Source organism: Mycobacterium neumannii, from assembly GCF_048452905.1.
GTDB lineage: Bacteria > Actinomycetota > Actinomycetes > Mycobacteriales > Mycobacteriaceae > Mycobacterium > Mycobacterium neumannii_B.
The window spans coordinates 233,976-256,870 of record NZ_JBCGVF010000006.1; the positions used below are offsets into that span (position 1 = coordinate 233,976).

General features: G+C 67.4%; 15 protein-coding genes and 2 tRNA genes. 10 read left to right on the forward strand and 7 right to left on the reverse strand.

The genetic code is table 11. The annotated features are described in order from the left end of the window. The first annotated feature begins 156 nt into the window (after positions 1–156). The 3 genes from AAHH99_RS18925 to AAHH99_RS18935 all read left to right on the forward strand — a co-directional run bounded on the left by AAHH99_RS18925 (position 157) and on the right by AAHH99_RS18935 (position 11,313). Entirely contained in the window at positions 157–9,408 is a 9,252-nt protein-coding gene (locus AAHH99_RS18925; protein WP_418770057.1) for a fatty acid synthase subunit beta domain-containing protein, read from the forward strand. 43 nt (positions 9,409–9,451) lie between these two features. Then, on the forward strand, positions 9,452–9,844 hold the full coding sequence (locus AAHH99_RS18930) for a holo-ACP synthase (protein ID WP_064396968.1): 393 nt from the start codon (positions 9,452–9,454) through the stop codon (positions 9,842–9,844). Between the two features lie 122 nt (positions 9,845–9,966). Continuing rightward, positions 9,967–11,313 (forward strand): dipeptidase, encoded by a 1,347-nt coding sequence (locus AAHH99_RS18935; protein ID WP_418770058.1) that lies wholly within the window; start codon positions 9,967–9,969, stop codon positions 11,311–11,313. On the opposite strand, the gene bcp is transcribed toward AAHH99_RS18935, so the two are convergent. After that, positions 11,290–11,763 (reverse strand): thioredoxin-dependent thiol peroxidase, encoded by a 474-nt coding sequence (bcp, locus tag AAHH99_RS18940; RefSeq protein ID WP_418770059.1) that lies wholly within the window; start codon positions 11,761–11,763, stop codon positions 11,290–11,292. The two genes, AAHH99_RS18935 and bcp, sit on opposite strands and share 24 nt — an antisense overlap. 110 nt (positions 11,764–11,873) lie before the next feature. Here bcp and AAHH99_RS18945 point away from each other — a divergent pair, with 110 nt between their 5' ends. Continuing rightward, positions 11,874–12,101: a DUF3618 domain-containing protein gene (locus tag AAHH99_RS18945; protein WP_418770060.1), complete on the forward strand. Its 228-nt coding sequence runs from the start codon at positions 11,874–11,876 to the stop codon at positions 12,099–12,101. A 520-nt stretch (positions 12,102–12,621) separates the two neighbouring features. Here AAHH99_RS18945 and AAHH99_RS18950 read toward each other — a convergent pair. Then, positions 12,622–12,694 (reverse strand) — tRNA-Lys (locus AAHH99_RS18950). Between the two features lie 159 nt (positions 12,695–12,853). On the opposite strand from AAHH99_RS18950, the gene AAHH99_RS18955 reads away from it, so the two are divergent. Continuing rightward, positions 12,854–14,071 carry a L,D-transpeptidase gene (locus tag AAHH99_RS18955; protein ID WP_418770061.1) on the forward strand — a complete coding sequence of 406 codons (1,218 nt, stop codon included), beginning with the start codon at positions 12,854–12,856 and terminating at the stop codon, positions 14,069–14,071. 177 nt (positions 14,072–14,248) lie between these two features. Here AAHH99_RS18955 and AAHH99_RS18960 read toward each other — a convergent pair. Beyond that, positions 14,249–14,324: transfer RNA gene (locus AAHH99_RS18960), tRNA-His, on the reverse strand. Positions 14,325–14,365: 41 nt separating this feature from the next. Then, positions 14,366–15,013, reverse strand: coding sequence for an oligoribonuclease (gene orn / locus AAHH99_RS18965; RefSeq protein WP_066840825.1), 648 nt, complete (start codon positions 15,011–15,013; stop codon positions 14,366–14,368). An 83-nt stretch (positions 15,014–15,096) separates the two neighbouring features. On the opposite strand from orn, the gene AAHH99_RS18970 reads away from it, so the two are divergent. Continuing rightward, a complete protein-coding gene (locus AAHH99_RS18970; protein ID WP_418770062.1) occupies positions 15,097–16,704 on the forward strand; it encodes a helicase HerA-like domain-containing protein in 1,608 nt (535 codons plus the stop codon). 81 nt (positions 16,705–16,785) lie between these two features. Here AAHH99_RS18970 and cmrA read toward each other — a convergent pair whose 3' ends face one another. Continuing rightward, positions 16,786–17,592: a mycolate reductase gene (gene cmrA / locus AAHH99_RS18975; RefSeq protein ID WP_418770063.1), complete on the reverse strand. Its 807-nt coding sequence runs from the start codon at positions 17,590–17,592 to the stop codon at positions 16,786–16,788. 26 nt (positions 17,593–17,618) lie between these two features. On the opposite strand from cmrA, the gene AAHH99_RS18980 reads away from it, so the two are divergent. Then, a complete protein-coding gene (locus AAHH99_RS18980; protein ID WP_418770064.1) occupies positions 17,619–18,929 on the forward strand; it encodes an MFS transporter in 1,311 nt (436 codons plus the stop codon). Here AAHH99_RS18980 and AAHH99_RS18985 read toward each other — a convergent pair. Continuing rightward, positions 18,926–19,720 (reverse strand): MmpS family transport accessory protein, encoded by a 795-nt coding sequence (locus tag AAHH99_RS18985; protein WP_418770065.1) that lies wholly within the window; start codon positions 19,718–19,720, stop codon positions 18,926–18,928. The genes AAHH99_RS18980 and AAHH99_RS18985 overlap by 4 nt on opposite strands. Positions 19,721–19,845: 125 nt before the next feature. On the opposite strand from AAHH99_RS18985, the gene AAHH99_RS18990 reads away from it, so the two are divergent. The 3 genes from AAHH99_RS18990 (at position 19,846) to AAHH99_RS19000 (ending at position 22,177) form a co-directional block, all read left to right on the forward strand. Then, positions 19,846–21,687: an alpha/beta hydrolase family protein gene (locus tag AAHH99_RS18990; protein WP_418770066.1), complete on the forward strand. Its 1,842-nt coding sequence runs from the start codon at positions 19,846–19,848 to the stop codon at positions 21,685–21,687. Positions 21,688–21,778: 91 nt separating this feature from the next. Next, on the forward strand, positions 21,779–21,988 hold the full coding sequence (locus AAHH99_RS18995) for a hypothetical protein (RefSeq protein ID WP_418770067.1): 210 nt from the start codon (positions 21,779–21,781) through the stop codon (positions 21,986–21,988). Positions 21,989–22,021: 33 nt separating this feature from the next. After that, a complete protein-coding gene (locus AAHH99_RS19000; RefSeq protein WP_165595612.1) occupies positions 22,022–22,177 on the forward strand; it encodes a DUF6131 family protein in 156 nt (51 codons plus the stop codon). 27 nt (positions 22,178–22,204) lie between these two features. On the opposite strand, the gene AAHH99_RS19005 is transcribed toward AAHH99_RS19000, so the two are convergent. Next, entirely contained in the window at positions 22,205–22,837 is a 633-nt protein-coding gene (locus tag AAHH99_RS19005) for a TetR/AcrR family transcriptional regulator (RefSeq protein WP_418770068.1), read from the reverse strand. Between the last annotated feature and the right edge of the window lie 58 nt (positions 22,838–22,895).

Sequence of the window (22,895 nt, forward strand, 5' to 3'; positions counted from 1 at the left end):
ACGACAAAACCTCGGAAGGCCTCGAAACCGCCCGACCGGACCAGCGGATTCGACGCCGAATCGCGTGGCGCCGCGGCAGGAAGCCGGGAGCCATCCGAGCTTCTGAGACGACAGCCGACGACGAGCATGACGCGGGACAGAGGGAGATAACGAGACGTGACGATCAACGAGCAGCACCGGGTGACCACCGACCGCACTGCGGGAGCGGCCCATGCCGGTAATCAGGCCCTCGTCGATCGGCTGAACTCCGGCGAGCCCTATGCCGTGGCCTTCGGCGGCCAAGGCGGCTCGTGGCTGGAGAACCTCGAGGAGTTGGTCAGCTCGGCCGGCATCGAGTCCGAACTCAGCGAGGTGGTCGGTGAGGCGGCACTTCTCCTCGAGCCCGTCGCACGCGAACTGGTCGTCGTGCGCCCGATCGGTTTTGAGCCGCTGCAATGGGTGCGCGCGCTGGCCGCCGACGAGCCTCTGCCCGCGACGAAGCAACTCATCACCGCGGCCATCTCCGGACCCGGGATCCTGCTGGCGCAGATGGCCGCGATCCGCGCCGCCGTCCGCCAGGGCCTGGATCTGTACGACGCCCCGCCTGTCGCGATGGCCGGGCACTCGCAGGGAATCATGGCCTGTGAATCCCTGCGGTCGCGCGGCACCAAAGACGCCGAACTCCTGGCGCTGCTGCAGCTGATCGGCGCGGCTGGGTCACTGGTGTCCCGTCGGCGCGGCATGGTGGGCCGCGGCGACAAGTCGCCGATGGTGTCGGTGACCAACGTCGATCCCGACCGAATCGCAGAACTGCTCGAAGAGTTCTCCTCCGATGTGCGCACAGTGCTGCCGCCGGTGCTGTCGATCCGCAACGGCAGGCGTTCGGTCGTCATCACCGGCACCCCCGAGCAGCTCGGGCGGTTCGAGCTCTACTGCTCCAAGATCACCGAGAAGGAAGAAGCCGAGCGCAAGAACAAGGTTCGCGGTGGCGCGATCTTCAGCCCGGTCTTCCACGGCGTGCAGGTCGAGGTCGGCTTCCACACGCCGCGGCTGGCAGACGGTGTTGAGGTGGTTGACGGGTGGGCTGCCAAGTGCGGCATCGACCCCGATCTCGCCCACGAAATGACCGAGGCGATCTTTGTGCGCCCGATCGACTGGGTCGCCGAGGTGGAGCGGCTGCACGATGCGGGCGCGAAGTGGATCGTCGACCTCGGCCCCAGCGACACCGTGACTCGGCTGACCGCCCCGATCATCCGCGGGCTGGGCGTGGGCATCGTCCCCGCCGCCACCCGGGTGGGACAGCGCAACCTGTTCACGGTCGGCGCTGAACCCGAGGTTCCGCCAGCGTGGTCGAGCTATGCGCCGACCACCGTCCAGCTGCCCGACGGTTCGGTGAAACTCTCGACGAAGTTCACCCGCCTCACCGGGCGCTCGCCGATCCTGCTCGCGGGCATGACCCCCACGACCGTCGACGCCAAGATCGTCGCCGCCGCAGCCAATGCCGGACACTGGGCCGAGCTCGCCGGCGGCGGGCAGGTCACCGAGGAGATCTTCTCCGACCGCATCGCCGAGCTGACCACCCTGCTCGAGCCGGGCCGTGCCGTGCAGTTCAACTCGCTGTTCCTCGATCCCTATCTGTGGAAGCTGCAGCTGGGGGGCAAGCGCCTGGTGCAGCGGGCCCGTCAGTCGGGTGCGCCCATCGACGGTGTCGTTGTCTCCGCGGGCATCCCCGAGCTCGAGGAAGCCGTCGAGCTGATCGACGAACTGAACACCGTCGGCATCAAGCACGTGGTGTTCAAGCCCGGCACGGTCGACCAGATCAAGTCGGTCATCAAGATCGCCGCCGAGGTGCCGAACAAGGACGTCATCGTCCACATCGAGGGTGGCCGGGCCGGTGGACACCACTCCTGGGAAGACCTCGACGACCTGCTCCTGAGCACTTACGGCGAGCTGCGCAAGCTGTCGAACATCACCGTCTGCGTCGGCGGCGGCATCGGCACCCCCGAGCGCGCTGCCGAGTACCTGTCCGGACGCTGGGCCTCCGAGTACGGCTTCCCGGCCATGCCGGTCGACGGCATCCTCGTCGGGACCGCGGCGATGGCGACGCTGGAGGCCACCACGTCTCCGGCCGTCAAGCAGATGCTGGTCGAGACCAGTGGAACCGACCACTGGATCAGCGCCGGAAAAGCGCAGGGCGGCATGGCATCCAGCCGCAGCCAGCTCGGTGCGGACATCCACGAGATCGACAACGCCGCCTCGCGGTGCGGCCGGCTGCTCGACGAGGTCGCCGGTGACGCCGAGGCCGTGGCCGAGCGGCGCGACGAGATCATCGCGGCGATGGCCACCACCTGCAAGCCGTACTTCGGTGACATCGGGGAGATGACCTACCTGCAGTGGCTGCAGCGTTACGTGGAGTTGGCCATCGGTGACGACGACAGCACCGCCGACACCAAACTGGCCGACAGCCCATGGCTGGCCGATACCTGGCGCGAGCGGTTCGCTGACATGCTGCACCGCGCCGAAGCTCGCCTGCACCCGCAGGACTCCGGCCCGATCCCGACGCTGTTCAATGACGCTGCGCTGCTGGACGATCCGGCTCGGGCGATCGCAACCCTGGCAGGGCGCTACCCGGAGGCCGAGACGCTGCGCCTGCACCCCGCCGACGTGCCATGGTTCGTCACGCTGTGCAAGAAGCCGGGTAAGCCGGTCAACTTCGTCCCGGTGATCGATAAGGACGTGCGTCGGTGGTGGCGCAGCGACTCGTTGTGGCAGGCCCACGACGCCCGCTACACCGCCGACCAGGTGTGCATCATCCCCGGTACCCAGGCCGTCGCGGGGATCACCCGCGTCGACGAGCCGGTCGGTGAGCTGCTCGACCGCTTCGAGCAGGCCGCCATCGACGAGGCGGTGGTCGTCAACGGCCAACCGGTGAAGGTGGTGTCGCGCCGGCAGGCGCGCGCCGACGTCACCGGCCCGCTTGCGGTGGTGCTGGATTCGCCCGACGTGTTGTGGGCCGGCCGCGTCGCGATCAACCCGGTGCATCGGATCGGCTGTCCCGACGAGTGGCAGGCCAACGAGAACCGGAGTGCGACCCACCCGTCGACCGGTGCCCGCCTCGAGCTCAGCGGTGAGCGCGTGACGTTGAGCGTCCCGCTGTCCGACATCTGGATCGACATCCCGTTCACCCTGCCGTCGTGCACCGTCAACGGCGGCATGCCGGTCGTCACCGTCGAAGACGCCTCGGTCGCAATGCGTTCCGTGCTCGCGATCGCCGCCGGTGTGGACGGGCCCGATGCCCTTCCACCGGTGCACGACAACACCGCGACGGTGACCGCGGACTGGGACCCCGAACGGGTCGCCGACCACACCGGGGTCACCGCCGCGTTCGGTGCGCCGCTGGCGCCCGGCCTGACGCTGGTGCCCGACGCGCTCGTCGGCTATTGCTGGCCCGCGGTGTTCGCCGCGATCGGCTCGGCGATCACCGATGACGGTTTCCCCGTCATCGAAGGGCTGCTGAGCCTGGTCCACCTCGACCACGCTGCGCACCTGTTGACGCAGATGCCCAAGGACCGGGCCGAATTGACCGTCACCGCAACCGCTTCGGCTGCCCGCGACACCGAATATGGTCGCGTCGTACCCGTGTCGGTGCAGATCCGCGACACCGGGGGCACGCTGCTGGCCGAGCTCGAGGAACGCTTCGCGATCCGCGGGCGCACCGGTGCTGCCGAACTGGGCGACCCGTCGCGCGCGGGCGGTGCGGTCACCGACAACGCGACCGACACCCAGCGTCGTCGCCGCCGGGACGTCACGGTCACCGCGCCCACCGACATGAGTGCGTTCGCCGTCGTGTCGGGAGACCACAACCCGATTCACACCGACCGCGCCGCCGCGCTGCTCGCGGGTCTGAAATCGCCTATCGTGCACGGCATGTGGCTGTCGGCGGCCGCGCAGCACGTCGTGGCCGCTACCGACGGCAGGCCCGCCCCGCCGGCCCGGGTGGTCGGCTGGACGTCGCGGTTCCTCGGCATGGTGCTGCCGGGTGACGACATCGAGTTCCGCGTCGACCGCGTCGGAATCGACCGCGGCGCCGAGATTCTCGAGATCAGCGCCAAGGTCGCCGGTGAGCTCGTGATGTCGGCGACGGCGCAGTTGGCCGCGCCGAAAACCGTGTACGCGTTCCCCGGTCAGGGCATCCAGCACAAGGGCATGGGCATGGAGGTGCGAGCCCGGTCCAAGGCGGCCCGCAAGGTGTGGGACACCGCCGACAAGTTCACCCGCGAGACGCTGGGCTTCTCGGTGCTGCACGTGGTGCGGGACAACCCGACCAGCCTGATCGCCAGCGGTGTGCACTACCACCATCCCGACGGTGTGCTCTTTTTGACGCAGTTCACCCAGGTCGCCATGGCGACCGTGGCCGCCGCCCAGGTCGCCGAGATGCGGGAGCAGGGCGCGTTCGTCGAGGGTGCGATCGCCTGCGGTCACTCCGTCGGCGAGTACACCGCGCTCGCGTGCGTCAGCGGCGTCTACGAGCTCGAGGCGCTACTCGAGGTGGTGTTCCACCGCGGCAGCAAGATGCACGACATCGTGCCGCGCGACCACCTCGGCCGGTCGAACTACCGGCTCGCCGCGATCCGGCCGTCGCAGATCGACCTCGACGATGCCGACGTCAAACAGTTTGTTGCTGACGTCTCCCGGAGTACCGGTGAATTTCTAGAAATCGTCAACTTCAACCTGCGCGGCTCGCAGTACGCGATCGCCGGCACGGTGCGCGGCCTCGAGGCCTTGGAGGAGGAGGTCGAGCGGCGCCGCGAGATCAGCGGCGGCAAGCGGTCGTTCATCCTGGTGCCCGGCATCGACGTGCCGTTCCACTCCTCGGTGCTGCGGGTCGGCGTGGCCGACTTCCGCCGCTCCCTGGAGCGGGTGATGCCGCGCGATCAGGATCCGGATCTCATTGTCGGCAAGTACATTCCGAACCTGGTGCCGCGTCCGTTCACACTCGATCGCGACTTCATCGAGGAGATCAGGGATCTGGTGCCTGCCGAGCCGCTCGACGAGATCCTCGCCGACTACGACACCTGGCGTAACGAGAAGCCACGCGAGCTCTGCCGCAAGATCGTCATCGAGCTGCTGGCGTGGCAGTTCGCCAGCCCGGTGCGGTGGATCGAGACCCAGGACCTGTTGTTCATCGAGGAGGCCGCGGGCGGTCTCGGGATCGAGCGCTTCGTCGAGATCGGTGTGAAGTCCGCGCCGACCGTCGCGGGTCTGGCCGCCAACACACTGAAGCTTCCCGAGTACTCGCACAGCACAACCGAAGTGCTGAACTCGGAGCGCGACGCTGCGGTGTTGTTCGCCACCGACACCGACCCTGAGCCCGAACTCGAGGACGCACCGGCCCCGGCTCCCGCGGCCGAAGCCGCGGCGCCCGTCGAGACGGCCGCACCGGCCGCCCCGGCGGCGGCCGCGCCCGCGGGCGGTCCTTCGCCGTCTGTCGCACCCGCGGGCGCTCCGCGACCCGACGACCTGACGTTCGACGCCTCCGACGCCACCATGGCGTTGATCGCGCTGTCGGCCAAGATGCGCATCGACCAGATCGAGCCGCTGGACTCCATCGAGTCGATCACCGACGGTGCGTCTTCGCGGCGCAACCAGCTGCTGGTGGATCTCGGCTCCGAGCTCAACCTCGGTGCCATCGACGGGGCGGGCGAAGCCGACCTGGCCGCGTTGAAGGGACAGGTCACCAAGCTGGCCAGGACCTACAAACCGTTCGGCCCCGTGCTGTCCGACGCGGTCAACGACCAGCTGCGCACCGCTTTCGGGCCGTCCGGCAAGCGTCCGGCCTACATCGGCGAGCGGGTCACCAAGACCTGGGAGCTGGGCCCGGGCTGGATCAAGCATGTCACCGTCGAGGTGGCGCTGGGTACCCGTGAGGGAACCAGCGTGCGCGGTGGTGAGTTGGGTGGCCTGCACGACGGCGCGCTGGCCGACGCCGCCACCGTCGACAAGGTCATCGACAGCGCGGTCGCCTCGGTGGCGGCACGCCGCGGTGTGGCGGTGTCTCTGCCTTCGGCCGCGGGAAGCAGTGGGGGCGTGGTGGATTCCGCCGCGCTGACCGAGTTCGCCGAACGGGTCACCGGCCCCGACGGCGTGCTCGCCTCGGCAGCGCGGATGATCCTGGGACAGCTCGGCCTGGAGACCCCGGTCCCGGTGCCGGAGGCCACCGACGCCGAGCTGATCGATCTGGTCACCGCCGAACTGGGTTCGGACTGGCCGCGACTGGTGGCGCCCGTGTTCGACGGTCGCAAGGCGGTGCTCTTCGACGACCGCTGGGCCAGCGCCCGCGAGGACCTGGCCCGTCTCTGGTTGTACGACGAGGACGAGATCGACAAGGGCTGGCAGCGACTCTCGGAACGCTTCGAGGGCGCAGGCCACGTGGTCGGTACGCAGGCCACGTGGTGGCAAGGTAAGGCGCTGGCCGCGGGTCGCAACATCCACGCCTCGCTGTACGGCCGCGCGGCCGCGGGTGCCGAGAATCCGGGCACCGGCCGCTACCACCACGAGGTCGCCGTCGTCACCGGCGCGTCCAAGGGCTCGATCGCGGCGTCGGTGGTCGCACAGTTGCTCGACGGCGGTGCCACCGTCATCGCGACGACGTCGAAGCTAGACGACGACCGGCTGGCGTTCTACCGGACGCTCTACCGCGACCACGCCCGCTGGAACGCGAAGTTGTGGGTGGTGCCCGCCAACATGGCGTCCTACACCGACATCGACGCGCTGGTTCAGTGGGTCGGCACCGAGCAGACCGAAAGCCTTGGGCCGCAGTCGATCCACATCAAGGACGCTCAGACCCCGACGTTGCTGTTCCCGTTCGCCGCGCCGCGGGTGGCGGGCGACCTGTCCGACGCCGGGTCGCGCGCCGAGATGGAGATGAAGGTGCTGTTGTGGGCGGTGCAGCGGCTGATCGCCGGCCTGTCGCACATCGGCGCCGAGCGCGACATCGCCGCACGCCTGCACGTGGTGCTGCCCGGTTCGCCGAACCGCGGCATGTTCGGCGGCGACGGCGCCTACGGCGAGGCGAAGTCCTCGCTCGACGCGCTGGTCTCGCGGTGGAAGGCCGAGTCGTCGTGGGCGCAGCGGGTTTCGCTTGCACACGCGCTGATCGGCTGGACCAAGGGAACTGGTCTGATGGGCCACAACGACGCGATCGTCGGTGCGGTCGAAGAGGCCGGTGTGCGCACGTTCACCACCGACGAGATGGCGGGCATGCTGCTCGGGCTGTGCGACATCGAGGCCAAGGTCGCCGCGGCGCGTGAGCCGCTGCAGGCGGACTTCACCGGCGGGCTGGCCGATGTCGACATCGACATGGCCGAGCTGGCCGCCAAGGCCCGCGAAGAGATGGTGACCGAAAGCCACACTGAGGAAACCGATCCCGAGGGCACCGTGCGTGCCCTGCCGTCACCGCCGCGCGGCTACAAGTCCGCGCCGGCGCCCGAGTGGGCCGACCTCGACGTCGATCCCGCCGATATGGTGGTGATCGTCGGCGGCGCCGAACTCGGGCCGTACGGTTCCTCGCGCACCCGTTTCGAGATGGAGGTCGAGAACGAGTTGTCGGCCGCCGGCGTCCTCGAACTGGCGTGGACGACCGGGCTGGTCAAGTGGGAGGACGATCCCACGCCGGGCTGGTACGACACCGAAACCGGTGACCTGGTCGACGAGGGCGAGCTGGTGGAGCGCTACCACGACGCCGTGGTCGAGCGGGTCGGTATCCGCGAATGGGTGGACGACGGAGCGATCGACCCGGATCACGCGTCGCCGCTTCTGGTTTCGGTCTTCCTCGATAAGGACTTCACATTCGTCGTGTCGTCGGAGGCCGAGGCCCGCGGATTCCTGAAGTTCGATCCGGAGCACACCGTGATCGCGCCCGTGCCCGACAGCGGCGACTGGCAGGTGACCCGCAAGGCGGGCACCGAGGTCCGGGTTCCGCGGAAGGTCAAGCTGTCCCGCACAGTGGGCGCGCAGATCCCGACCGGGTTCGACCCGATGGTGTACGGTGTCAGCCAGGAGATGACGAACTCCATTGACCGGCTGGCGATCTGGAACCTCGTCACCACCGTCGATGCGTTCCTGTCGGCGGGGTTCAGCCCGAACGAGCTGATGCGCTGGGTGCACCCGAGCCTGGTGGCCAGCACGCAGGGCACCGGCATGGGCGGTATGACGTCGATGCAGACGATGTACCACGGCAACCTGCTGGGCCGGAACAAGCCGAACGACATCCTGCAGGAGGTCCTGCCTAACGTCATCGCCGGGCACGTCGTCCAGAGCTATGTCGGCAGTTACGGGGCGATGATCCACCCGGTCGGTGCCTGTGCGACGGCGGCCATCTCCGTCGAGGAGGGCGTCGACAAGATCAAGCTGGGCAAGGCCGAGTTCGTGGTCGCCGGCGGGTACGACGACACGACCCTCGAAGCGGTCATCGGGTTCGGTGACATGGCCGCGACCGCGGACACCGCGATGATGCGGGCCCGGGGGATCAGTGACTCGAAGTTCTCCCGCGCTAACGATCGTCGTCGGCTCGGGTTCGTCGAGGGCCAAGGCGGCGGGACCATCCTGCTCGCCCGCGGCGATCTCGCGCTCAAGATGGGACTGCCCGTGCTCGCGGTGGTGGGCTACGTGTCGTCGTTCGGCGACGGTGTGCACACGTCGATCCCGGCGCCCGGTCTTGGTGCGTTGGCCGCAGGCCGCGGCGGTCGCAAGTCGCAGCTGGCGAACTCGCTGGGCGAACTCGGCGTCGGACCCGACGACATCGCCGTGGTGTCCAAGCACGACACGTCGACGCTGGCCAACGATCCCAACGAGACCGAGCTGCACGAGCGGCTCGCCGACGCGCTGGGTCGCTCGGACGGGGCACCGCTGTTCGTGGTGTCGCAGAAGAGCCTGACCGGTCACTCGAAGGGCGGCGCGGCAGCGTTTCAGATGATGGGGCTGTGTCAGATCCTGCGCGACGGTGTCATTCCGCCGAACCGCAGCCTGGATTGTGTCGACGACGAGCTCGCCGGCTCCGCGCACATGGTGTGGTTGCGGGAGACCCTGCACTTCGGCGGCTCGTTCCCGCTGAAGGCGGGGCTGATCACCAGCCTGGGCTTCGGCCATGTGTCCGGTCTGATCGCGCTGGTGCATCCGCAGGCGTTCCTTGCCGCGCTGAGCCCCGAGCAGCGCGCCGACTACAAGCAGCGTGCGGATGCCCGGGTGCTGGCCGGCCAACACCGGCTGGCATCGGCGATCGCCGGCGGCAAGTCGCTGTACGAGAAGCCGGCCGACCGCCGGTTCGGCCACGACGCCCCCGAGAAGCGGCAGGAAGCCGACATGCTTCTCGATCCGGCATCGCGGCTCGGCGACGACGACGTGTATGTGCCCGGCGGAAGCGGGCGATGAGCGCTTGCGCGACGCGCGAAGGGTATGAGATAGCGTTCGGCCCATGGCGATAGTCGGGGTGGGGATCGATCTGGTCTCCATTCCCGAGTTCGCCGAACAGGTCGACCAGCCCGGGACGGTCTTTGCCGAGACGTTTACCCCCGGTGAGCGGCGCGACGCCGCCGACAAGAGTTCGTCGGCGGCGCGGCATCTGGCCGCGCGCTGGGCGGCCAAGGAGGCTGTCATCAAGGCGTGGTCGGGGTCGCGGTTCTCCAAGCGGCCGGTGCTGCCCGAGGGTATCCACCGCGACATCGAGGTCATCACCGACATGTGGGGCAGGCCGAAGGTGCGGCTGTCGGGCGCGATCGCCGAGCACCTGAAGGATGTGACGATCCACCTGTCGTTGACCCACGAGGCGGGCACCGCCGCCGCCGTCGCCATCCTCGAAGAGCGCTAACCCCGACATGCGAGCGACCCCACGCCAGTAGGCGAGCGACCGTGTCCGCACACGACACGCCGCGGATTTGCGGCACTTCGCGGTCGCTCGCGGCAGGTGACTGACCAGCTAGTGTCGTCGCCATGGGCGATCTGGTGCAGAGGCTGCGTGAGGTGTTGCCGGAGGTTCAGCGCGATCTGGAAGATCTGGTGCGCATCGAATCGGTGTGGGCGGACCCGGCGCGGCGCGGCGAGGTGCAACGCAGCGCCGACGCGGTGGCGAAGCTGTTGACCGACGCCGGTTTCGGTGATGTACAGATCGTGAGCGAGGGCGGTGCGCCCGCCGTCATCGCGCGCCATCCCGCACCGATCGGAGCGCCGACGGTGTTGTTGTACGCCCACCACGATGTGCAACCCGAAGGCGATCCGGCGCAGTGGCTTTCGCCGCCGTTCGAACCGACCGAGCGTGACGGACGCCTCTACGGTCGAGGCACCGCCGACGACAAGGCAGGCATCGCAACACATTTGGCGGCCTTCCGCGCGCACGGCGGCAACCCGCCCGTCGGCGTCACCGTGTTCGTCGAAGGGGAGGAGGAGTCGGGGTCCCCGTCACTGTCGCGGCTGCTGGCCGCGCACCACGACGCCCTGGCCTCCGACGTGATCGTCATCGCCGACTCCGACAACTGGAGCACCGAGGTGCCGTCGCTGACGGTGTCGCTGCGCGGGCTCGTCGACTGCGTCGTCGAGGTGGCCACGCTCGACCACGGCCTTCACTCCGGGCTGTGGGGTGGCGTCGTGCCCGACGCGGTCAGCGTGCTGGTGCGATTGTTGGCCAGCCTGCACGACGACGATGGCAACGTCGCGGTGACCGGCCTGCACGAGGGTGTGGCCGCCGACGTCGACTTCCCACCCGAGCGTGTCCGCGAGGAGACCGGCTTGCTGGCGGGTGTGTCCGAGATCGGTTCGGGCTCAGTGCCGCAGCGGTTGTGGGCCAAACCGGCGATCACCATCATCGGGATCGACACGACGCCGATCGACAAGTCGTCCAACACCTTGATCCCGCGAGCACGGGCCAAGGTCAGCATGCGCATCGCGCCGGGTGCAGACGTGGAACAGCACATGGAGGCGTTGACCCGCCATCTCGAGCAGCACGCCCCGTGGGGTGCCCAGGTGACCGTCACCCGGGGTGACCACGGGCAGCCGTACGCCATCGACGCCACCGGCCCGGTCTACGACGCTGCCCGAGCGGCCTTCCGAGAGGCGTGGGGCTCCGAGCCCGTCCATACCGGCGTCGGCGGTTCGATCCCGTTCATCGCTGAGTTCGCCGATGCGTTCCCGTCGGCGAAGATCCTGGTGACCGGCGTGGAAGACCCTGCGACACAGGCGCACAGCGTCAACGAGAGCCTGCACCTCGGGGTGCTGGAACGCGCCGCCGTGTCCGAGGCCCTGTTGCTGGCGAACCTGGGCTCAGAGGGACAGGTCGCGTCGTAGCTTGGCGACGTGCCCGGTGGCGCGCACGTTGTACTGGGCGACCTCGATCTTGCCCTTCTCGTCGACGACGAACGTCGACCGAATCACACCCTGAACGGTCTTGCCGTACATGGTCTTTTCCCCGAACGCGCCCCACGCGGTGAGCACTTCACGATCCGGGTCGGACAGCAGCGGGAAGGTCAGCTTCTCCTTATCGCGGAACTTGGCCAGCTTCTCCGGCTTGTCCGGTGAGATGCCGATGACGTCGAGGCCGGCATCGTTGAGTTCGTGGAGGTTGTCGCGGAAATCACAGGCCTGTTTGGTGCAGCCGGGGGTCGAGGCCGCCGGATAGAAGTACACGATGACCTTGCGGCCCTTGAAGTCGGACAGCTTGACGGTGTTGCCGTCGGCGTCGGGCAGGCTGAACGCAGGGGCTTTGTCACCGACCTCGAGTCGCGGAGTCTGTGGCACGCGCGGGCATCCCTTCTGTCGACCGGTGCGCTACAGCGAGCGCGGGCTGCTCTAGGGTAGATCGGCAGGCTCCATCTGGGAGCACCGACTTGGACGGCTTGGAGGCGCACGTGGCAGACCGCGATCCCGAGACCATCAAGCAGGACATCGACCAGGCTCGGGAGCAACTCGCGGCGACGGTGGACACCCTCGCCGAGCGTGCCAACCCCAGTCGGTTGCTCGACGACGCCAAGTCGGCGGCAATCCGATTTGTGACGAAACCCGCAGTGGCGGTGACGCTTGCCGGTCTCGGAGTAGTCGCGCTCGTGCTCGTCGTGCGCCGGGTTCGGCAGAACTGAGCGAACGCTCTCAGCGCCGTCGCGGCGTGCGGAACAGGTCGGAGAACGAGAAACCAGGGGGATTGGCGACCCGGCCCAGCCGGTTGCAGCTGTACACAGCGACCGGACCCCGGGCAGTTACTTCGGCGGACGCACCCGCGCCCGCTCCGTCTGCCGTATATGAGCCGCTAGGCTGCGCCATCAGCTAAGTTCCTTATTCCTTTCGGATTTTTGCTGTCTTTGTGCTTCTCGTAGGTCAGCTAACGTGACTGTAGCAGACCGACTTCTTTTATCGCAGCTTGAACCATAGAAAGTCCAGGGGGGCAGCATCTCCGCAACGGCGCCGAAGGTGAGATGTTCGTCTCCATAAGCCGCGTTATGTAGTCCACAGCACACATGTCTCACAAGGCAGCAAATTGGGCTCAAAATTTACGCAACCGTAATCCGGCAACGTCGGCACTTGATGTTTGCGCGCGACACCGCGCGGGAAAAACGAACACGACCGTGACGCACTGTCACGGTCGCACTCAATCGAAGCTTGTGCGCCGTCAGGGTTTCGAACCCCGGACCCGCTGATTAAGAGTCAGCTGCTCTACCAACTGAGCTAACGGCGCGCGGGTGCGACAATAACAGGACTTGCTGTGCAGGACGAAATCTCCGGCCCCGACGTCGCCTCGACGATGTCCGCGTCGCAACCCGTCCTCGATTTTGCCCTTAGACTGTTGCCAAGAATGATCGATCCCGTAGTCCCTGGTTGTGAGGTGGAGTAAGCAATGTGGCGAGTCCGTTCAGTGGCCCGTCCGCGTCGACGTGCATGGTTGGTGACCGTTACGCTGATCCCCGCCATGGCGCTCGCGTTGTCCGCATGCGGCGGTAACTCGGCGCCGCAGCAGCCCCAGGTGATCGACGACAAGGGAACTCCGTTCGGAGACCTGCTCGTCCCGAAGCTGACCGCATCGGTGACCGACGGCGCCGTGGGCGTCAGTGTGGACTCACCGGTGACCGTCAGCGCGGAGGACGGCGTGCTCGAATCGGTCACCATGGTGAACGAGTCCGGCAAGTCGGTCGCGGGCGTCTTGAGCCCGGACGGGCTGACCTGGTCGACCACCGAACCACTCGGCTACAACAAGCGCTACACGCTAACGGCCGAGTCGCTTGGGCTCGGCGGCGCCACCACCCGGCGGATCGCCTTCGAGACCCATTCGCCCGAGAACCTGACCATGCCGTACGTGCTGCCCAACAACGGTGAGGTGGTCGGCGTCGGACAACCGGTCGCCGTCCGGTTCGACGAGAGCATCACCAACCGGGTGGCCGCGCAGAAGGCCATCAAGATCAAGACGGATCCACCGGTCGAGGGCGCGTTCTACTGGCTGAGCAACCAAGAGGTGCGGTGGCGGCCCGCGAACTACTGGGAGCCCGGCACGAAGGTCGACGTCGCGGTGAACACCTACGGCGTCGACCTCGGAGACGGCCTCTTCGGTCAGGAGAACGTCACCACGAGCTTCACGATCGGCGATGAGGTCATCACCAGCATCGACGACAGCACGAAGACGCTGACGGTCAAGCGCAACGGCGAGGTGATCAAGACCATGCCGGTGTCGATGGGCAAGAACAGCACGCCCACCAACAACGGCGTCTACATCGTCGGGGACCGGCGCTCACACATGGTGATGGACTCGTCGACCTACGGCGTTCCGGTCAACTCCGCCAACGGGTATCGCACCGAGGTGGATTGGGCGACCCAGATCTCCTACAGCGGCATCTACGTCCACGCCGCACCGTGGTCCGTGGGCAGTCAGGGCTACAGCAACGTCAGCCATGGGTGCATCAACGTCAGCACGAGCAACGGACGGTGGTTCCACGACAACTCCAAGCGCGGAGACGTCGTTGAGATCGTCAACACCGTCGGGTCGACGCTGCCGGGCACCGACGGTCTCGGGGACTGGAACATCCCGTGGGATCAGTGGAAGGCCGGCAACGCCAACCTCTGATGTGAGCGGCTGACGGGGCACAGCGCCTCAGCGCCGAAGGCCCCTCAGCGCCGCGGCGAATGTGAAACCTGGGCGGAATTGCGCCCGGAATTTCGCATGGGCTCACGAATGGGCGCCATAAGCCCTGCCGACGGTCGAAAAAAGAGTCAGGAAGCGAAGATTCGCTCCCTGACTCATTGGGGTGGCTGACGGGACTCGAACCCGCGACATCCAGGATCACAACCTGGTGCTCTACCAACTGAACTACAGCCACCATCGCCGCGAACCCTGTTGGGCACGGCGGCGACGTCGATACTAACCGCTCGAACGCTCGGCGGCCGAATCGATGTCGTCGGCGCTCTCGTTCGGCGGCCCCAATTCTTGGGCCACGGCCGCGATATCGCTGGTCGACGGCCCGGGTGGGGCCACGAACGCGGTGCGGCGGTAGTACTGCAGCTCACGGATCGACTCGTGGATGTCGGCCAGCGCACGGTGCGCGAGGCCCTTCTCGGGCTGGCCGAAGTAGATGCGGGGATACCAGCGCCTGCACAACTCCTTGATCGAGCTCACGTCGATCATCCGGTAGTGCAGGTAGTCGTCGAGCTTGGGCATGTCGCGGGCGATGAAGCCGCGGTCGGTGGCGATCGAGTTGCCCGCCAGCGGCGCCGTCTTGGCCTGTTTGACGTGGGTGCGGATGTAGTCGAGGACCAGCTCCTCGGCTTCGGGCACGGTGACGGTCGACGCCTTGACCTCGTCGATCAACCCCGAGCGGGTGTGCATCTCGGTGACCACCGGGATCATCGACGCCAACGCTTCGTCGTCGGTGTGGATGACGACGTCGATGCCGTCGCCGAGAATGTTGAGATCAGCGTCTGTCACCAGCACCGCGATTTCGATGAGCCGGTCGGTCTTGAGATCCAGGCCCGTCATCTCGCAGTCGATCCACACCAGTTCGTCACGCACGACGCTCACATTAAGCCTTGCCGCTGCATGCGGCCCGTTGCACCCCGTCCGTCGGGTGCGTCGCGGGCGTTAGGGTGCCAGCCATGGCCAGTGAGTCCACGCCCACCCCCGCACAGAAGATCGCCGCAGGTTACGCCGCCGAAGGGGCCGCGCTGGAGCTTGGCTCCGTCGTCGTCGACGGCGCCTGTGATCCGACCGCGCAGGTTCGCATCCCGCTGGCCACCGTCAACCGCCACGGGCTGGTCGCCGGCGCCACCGGTACCGGCAAGACGAAATCGCTGCAGGTGCTCGCCGAACAGCTTTCGGCCGCGGGGGTGCCGTGTGTGATGGCCGACGTCAAGGGCGACCTCTCGGGGCTGTCGCGACCCGGCGAGGCCAACGAGAACGTCACTGCGCGGGCCGCCGACACCGGTGACGACTGGGCGCCGACGGGGTATCCCGTCGAGTTCCTGTCCCTGGGCACCACCGGTATCGGGGTGCCGGTGCGCGCGACCATTTCCAGTTTCGGCCCGATCCTGCTGTCGAAGGTGCTCGGGCTGAACGCCACGCAGGAGTCGACCTTGGGCCTGATCTTCCACTGGGCCGACAAGCAGGGGCTTTCGCTGCTGGACCTCAAGGACCTGCGCGCGGTGATCCAGTACCTCACCAGCGACGAGGGCAAGCCCGAGCTCAAGGCGCTCGGCGCGGTGTCCACCACGACCGCTGGAGTGATCCTGCGGGCGCTCATCAATCTCGAGGCCGACGGCGGTGACACGTTCTTCGGAGAGCCCGAACTCGAGCCCGAGGACCTGCTGCGTGTCGACCAGCAGGGCCGCGGCATCATCACGCTGCTGGAGCTCGGCAGCCAGGCCGCCCGTCCGGTGATGTTCTCCACCTTCCTGATGTGGGTGCTTGCCGACCTGTTCGCGACGCTTCCGGAGGTCGGCGACCTCGACAAGCCGAAACTGGTCTTCTTCTTCGACGAGGCGCACCTGCTGTTCTCTGACGCATCCAAGGCGTTCCTCGAACAGGTCGAGCAGACGGTCAAGCTGATCCGGTCCAAGGGGGTCGGGGTGTTCTTCTGCACGCAGTTGCCCACCGACGTGCCCAACCACGTCCTGTCGCAGTTGGGTGCGCGTATTCAGCACGCGCTGCGCGCATTCACACCCGACGACGAGAAGGCCCTGTCGAAGACGGTGCGCACATATCCCAAAACCGATGTCTACGACCTGAAGTCGGCCTTGACGTCGCTGGGTATCGGCGAGGCGATAGTCACCGTGTTGTCGGATAAGGGCGCGCCGACGCCCGTGGCGTGGGCCCGGATGCGAGCCCCGCGATCGCTGATGGACACCATCGGTCCAGAAGCAATCACCGCCGCCGCGAAAGCCAGTGCGCTGCAGGCTGAATACGGCCAGAACATCGACCGGGAGTCCGCCTACGAGCGACTCAACGCGCGGTTGGCCCCGCCGGAGGAGCCCCCCGCCGCGCCTGACGCCTTACCGCCGCCGCTGCCTCCGGTGTCGCAGGGTGGTGGGGCCAGCGCCTCGGGTCAGGTCAAGTCTCGCGACACCGCAGAGCCGTCGATGGTCGAGAAGGTCGTCAGCAGTCCGGCTTTCAAGAGCGCGATGCGCTCGGCGGGCACGGTGATCGGCCGCGAGATCACCCGCAGCATCTTCGGCACCGGGCGCAGGCGCAGCCGTCGTCGTCGCTAGTGGCTTCGAAACTGCATTCCCGCAGCGAAAGTGCGAGAAGGGCCCTGCCGGAACGCAGTTTCGCGGCGGCAGCAGAACGGCTCAGCTGCCGCCGAGCTTCTTGTAGACGGCGCCGACGATCGGCGTCACGATCGCGCGCGGCGTGTACCCCGCCGCAACCGACATCGCCTTCGACGTCACACCGGGGACGACGCGCATCTTGTTGCGCTCCAACGCATCCAAGGACTGCTTGGCGGTGTACTGGGTGGAGATCCACAGAAAGTCCGGGATCACCTTCTCCACCAACGACTGCTCATCGGGGGCCGGCAGCGCCTCGCGCACGGGTCCCGGTGCCAGCAACGTCACATGCACGCCGTCCTTCTTGAGCTCGCCGCGCAGCGACTCGCTGAACGTGTTGACGAACGCCTTGCTCGCGGCATAGGTCGCGTTGTTGGGAATCGGTGAATTGCCCGCCGCGGAACCGGAAATGAGGATCCCGCCGGCCTTGCGCTGCACCATTCCCGGCAGGACGGCGAGCACGAGGTCGTGCACGCCCAACACGTTGAGTTGAACCTGCGCCTTCTCGTCCCCTGGATCCAGCGAGGACACCGGACCGAACGTCGCGGTGCCCGCGTTCGCGCACATGATCGAGATGTTGCGTGTCGCCAACTCGTCGCACAGCTTCGTGCGCTCGGTGGGGTCGGCCAGATCGACGGGGCGCACCTCCACCGTCACGCCGTACTGCTGCACCAGGCGGTCGGCAAGCGCCCGCAGCACCTCCTCGCGGCGCGCGGTGATGATCAGGTGATGTCCGCGGGCGGCGAGTTCGGTGGCCAGCGATTCGCCGATGTTCTGGGACGCGCCGGTGACCACCGCGCGGGCGTCGGCGCTGGGTGCGGGTACTGGCATGCGCCGGACTATATCGTGGGCGGACCATGAGCGACCCACCCGATTCCGGCGCCCCTCGGGCGGCTCGCCGCCAGATCATCTCCTGGGCGCTGTGGGATTTCGGCGCGACCGGATTGAACGCGGTGGTCGTGACCTTCGTGTTCTCGATCTACCTGACCAATACCGTGGGCGCCGACTTGCCCGGCGGCACCAGCGCCACCAGCTGGCTGGGCTGGTCGCTGGGTGCGGCCGGCGTGGTCGTCGCACTGCTGGCTCCGGTGACGGGAGTGTGGGTCGACGCCCCGTGGCGGCGGCGCCGTGTGCTGGCGGTGCTCAGCGCGCTGGCGGTCGTACTGATCGCCTCGATGAGCGCAGTTCGCGACGACTACCGCTACCTGGCGCTGGGTCTGGTGCTCCTGGGTTGCGCGTCGGCGTGCAACGAGCTCGCCACCGTGCCCTACAACGCGATGCTGCGCCAACTGTCGACTCCGCAGACCTCCGGTCAGATCTCGGGTTTCGGGCTCGGCCTGGGCTATTTCGGCAGTGTCACGCTGCTGTTGGTCGTGTACTTCGGGTTCATCACCGGCGACGGTGGGTTGTTCGGTCTGCCGGTCGAGGACGGCGGAAACGTCAGGGCCGCCATGGTTTTCACGGCCGTCTGGTTCGGGCTGTTCGCTTTACCGGTGTTGATCGCCGGGCCCAGCGCCGAACCCGACCCGCTGGATCAACGCCAGACCGTCGGATTCGTCGGCGGGTACCGCAAGCTGTGGGCCGACATCCGCAGCGAATGGCGGCGTGACCACAACGTGGTGTACTACCTGCTGGCCAGCGCGGTGTTCCGCGACGGGCTGACCGGGATATTCGCGTTCGGGGCGGTACTGGGCGTGCGGGTGTACGGCGTGTCCGAGGCCGATGTGCTGCTGTTCGGGGTGTGCGCCAGCACCGTCGCGGCCCTCGGCGCGGTCGGCGGTGGGTTCCTCGACGACCGGTTCGGGGCCAAACCCGTCATCGTCGTCGCGCTGAGCGGGATGATCGCGGTCGGCCTCATCTTGATGTCGCTCAACGGGGTCCTGGCGTTCTGGATCTGCGGACTGCTGCTCTGTCTGTTCATCGGGCCGACGCTGTCCGCGGCGCGGACGCTGATGCTGCGCATGTCCGCCGAGGGCAAGGAGGGCGTCGCGTTCGGGCTCTACACCACCACGGGCCGCGCTGTTTCCTACCTTGCGCCCATGCTGTTCTCGGTCTTCATCGCCGTCTTCGGCAGCGACCGCGCGGGGATGGGCGGGCTGGTCGTGGTCCTCGCCGCCGGACTGATCGCGATGCTCGCCGTGCGGGTTCCGCGGCGCGCGCCGGCTTAACCGCTAGCCGTGCAGATGGTCAGGCCCGCGCCCGTGCGCTTCTGCACCACCGAACCATCGACGGAGATCGAACAGTTCACCTCGCGGCCGACGTTGATGATGCTGATGCTCGCCGTCGCCGCCGCGGACTGCGACAACTCCACTTCCTTGCTCCAGGGCAGCATCACATTGAACTCGGTCTGCAGCAGACCGCCGGTGTCGACGTAGGTGATGTTGATCGCGCGCCCGGAACCGCTGACGACGTAGACGACGGTCTGGGTGACGCCAGGGGTCGTCGTACCAGGGGCACCGGGTGCGCCGGGCGTACTGGGCACCGTGGGGACCGCGGGCACGGTGGGCCGCGTCGTGCGCGGAACGGTCGGGCGCGGCGCGGGTGTCGGATTCGGCGTGTTGAAGTCGGGCTCTTGCATGGGGGGCGGCGCGACGACCGTCTGCTGTTGCGAACTGTTGACGACGACCAGCGCGATCACCAGGCCGAGCACGGTCAGCACCGCGATCCCGGCGGCGACCCACAACCAGCGGGGTGACTTCGGTTCCTCTGGCGGCGGGGGCGGATCGCCCGACGGGTAGGGCGCCCCGTACTGGCCCGAACCGTAGGTTTCGTACCCGTATGCGCCGTACGGCGGCAGATGCTGAGTCGGAGCGGGTTCGGGCGGTGCCTGATAGGTGGGGCCGTACGCCTGGCTGGCGTATGCCGGATCGCTGTATCCGGAATAGCCGTAGCCCTGCGATTGCTCCCCGCGGCCGTAACCCGACTGCTCGTCGCGGCCGGGCTGTGGTGTACCGGTCATACCCACCTCATGCGTGCGAGGGTACCTGTGCGACCGCCCAACAGGCGCAGGTCGGCACTGGACTTGCCTGGGTAGGCACAATTGGTCCGGTGGGAGAGCAGGTTCGCAGAGTCTATGGCGCATCCATGTCGCCGGACGCCACCGCGTTCGCACATCTGGTCGACGACGGTGGCTTTCCGCGCGCAGTGCAGCGTTTCCTGCGCGGCTGGCGGGCGAGCTCGTCGCGAGACGTCGAGCTGCCGGTCGAAGGGCCGGTGACGCGCGTACTGCATTCGGCCGACGGCCACTGGCTCGCATGTGAGGTCGCACCCGAGGGCAGCACCCGAACCCAGATCTGGGTCGTGACAACCGATCCCGACGACCGCGACGCCCGCCGCATCGACTCGTGGACGCCAGGAGCGCCCGAGGGCACCGCCGAACTGATCGCCTGGGACGGCACCTTGGTGGCGGCGATCCTCACCGGCGGGGACGGTGTCGGTAGCTCTTGTCTCATCGACCCGGCCACCGGCCGCACCACCGTGCTGGACCGCCGCTCGAGCGGCCGTCTGGTCGACGCCTGGGCAGGCGCCGCGCTCGTGCGCGTCGGACCGCGCGGTTACCGGGATCTGATCATGCTGCGCGGACGCACCGAAACCGCGCTGCTGCCATACGATCCAGGCTCGACCACCGACACCGGCATCATCCTCGACGACCACTACGCGCGCCGACTGCGCGCAGGCCTGGAGGGCGAGCTCACCAAGCTCTACCAGCCGGCGAGCACCTACGACGCCGACAGCACCGAAGGTTATGTCCGGGCCCTGATCCGCAGCGAGAACGGCACCGAACATGCGCGACTCCTCGAGGTGACGGTCACCGCCGACGGCGTGGCCTACCAGGTCATCGCCGAACGTCCCGGCTATGAACTCGACGAGTTCACCGTGAGCGACGATCTGTCGACCGTGGCCGTTCTCTGGAACATCCACGGTGCCAGCGAGTTACAGATCATGGAACGCACCGACCACACGCTGCAGCCGCCGATCCCGTTGCCGGGGATGGTGGCCACCCAGTTGAGCATCAGTGCCGGTGGCTCGATGCTGGCCATGACCGTCGAAGGCCCGTCCACCCCGCCGACCGTCGAACTGGTCGACCCGCGTACGCGGGAGTGGGAGATCGTCGACCGCGAACCCAGCTCCGGACCGGTGTCGCCGGACCCGACGCTGGAACGGGTCACGGCACGCGACGGCATGGAGTTCACCGGGTGGCTCTTCCGGCCGCGCGACGGAGTTCCGGTGATCGGCGCGATGCTGTTCCTGCACGGCGGCCCGGAGGGGCAGGGGAGGCCCGGCTACAACGAGTTCTTCCCGGCGTTGCTCGAAGAGGGCATCAGTGTGTTCCTGCCCAACGTCCGTGGGTCGGGCGGGTTCGGCAGAACCTTCATGCACGCCGACGACAAGGAGCGACGGTTCGCCGCGATCGACGACGTGGCCGACGCGGTCGACTATCTGGTCAAGCGTGAGGTCGCTCCGGCCGACCGGATCGCATGTTGCGGATGGTCCTACGGTGGCTACCTGACCCAGGCGGCGCTCACCTTCCACCCCGACCGGTTCGCCGCCGGAATCAGCATCTGCGGAATGAGCGATCTGAACACCTGGTACCGCAACACCGAGCCATGGATCGCCGCCGCGGCATATCCGAAGTACGGCCACCCGATCGGCGACCGCGAACTGCTCGAGCAGCTATCGCCGTTACAACGGGTCGATGCCATGACCGCGCCATTGCTGTTGGTGCACGGCGCCAACGACACCAACGTGCCCCCCACCGAATCTCAGCAAATGTTCGAGGCCCTGCAGTCACTTAACCGAAAAGTGGAACTGCTGATGTTCGATGACGACGGACACGAGATCGACCGGCGCGAGAATCGCGCCGTACTGGTCAAAGCCATGCGCGAGTGGCTGATTGCGGCATTCAGCCCGTATTCGAATCCGTAACCGAATCGTTCTCCGTAGCCACGTTTACCGAAATTATCTGCCGGGTAAACGCTGCGCACGCGCCGATACGGCGCGACAAAGGAGGCGGAGCATGCGAGGTGGCGGAATTCTCGGCGTTTTGGTGCTCATCTGGTTGCTGATCGGTGCCTTCGCCGCCTACCAACGCGGCTATTTCGAAACCAGTGAAACCAATTGCGCGACAGCGGGAAGCATCGCTTTGACGGTGGTGGCCGGTCCGCTGAACTACGCGGGCGTCAACCCCACGGTTGAAGCCTGCAACCTGCCAGAACCCAGCCAGTGACAACTGGCACTTGCCAATTCGAAAGGAATGCTAATGATCATCCTCGGAGCGATTCTCCTCATCCTCGGACTGATCTTTGGAATCAACATCCTCTGGACCATCGGCATCGTACTCATGGTCATCGGAGCGGTGTTCTGGATTCTGGGGTCCATGGGCCGTCCCGTCGGAGGCAGACGCGCCTGGTACTAACGGGCCCGGTACTAACGGGCTAGGCGCTTAAGCGTCCCGCGCGGCCGAGGTCAGCGCCGCGACCGTCATCGCTTTCAAGACGGATCGCGGTCTGGCCTCGGCCGTTTTCGTGGCGCTGGGCTTGAGGGCGTGCGGCGTGGAGTTCAACAGCCCGAACGTCGCGTGCGCCATCAACCGGGCATCGGCCTCCGCCAACGAGTCGTCCAACCGCCGAAGCACATCGACCCAGATCTCAACGTACTGCCGTTGCGCGCGGCGCACCTGACGCTTGGCCGTCGGCGGCAGATTCGCGAGATCGCGATCCTGAATGCGGATCAGGTCGGACTCGCCGAGGGCGAAATCCAGATGGAAGTCAATCAGGCCCTCCAGCGCCGACGCGGGATCGTCGGCGCGCGCGACCACCTCGGTGGCGCCGGCCAGCAGGCGGGTGCTGATCCCAACCAGCAACTCGACCAGCAGTGCTTCCTTGTTCGGGAAGTGCCGATAGATCGCCGGACCGCTGACACCGGCCGCGGCGCCGATGTCCTCCAGTCGCACCGCGAGATAGCCGCGTTCGGCAACCAGGCGTTCGGCCGCGGCTATCAACTGGGATCGCCGGTCCGACTTCGCCTTGCTGCGCCTGGTGGTCGCGGGCACGTCGGGGATCGAAGTTGACGACACCGCGCCTCCCGCCCGCCTGTAGACATCTGGAGTTAATCGTGGCTAACATACCATCAGT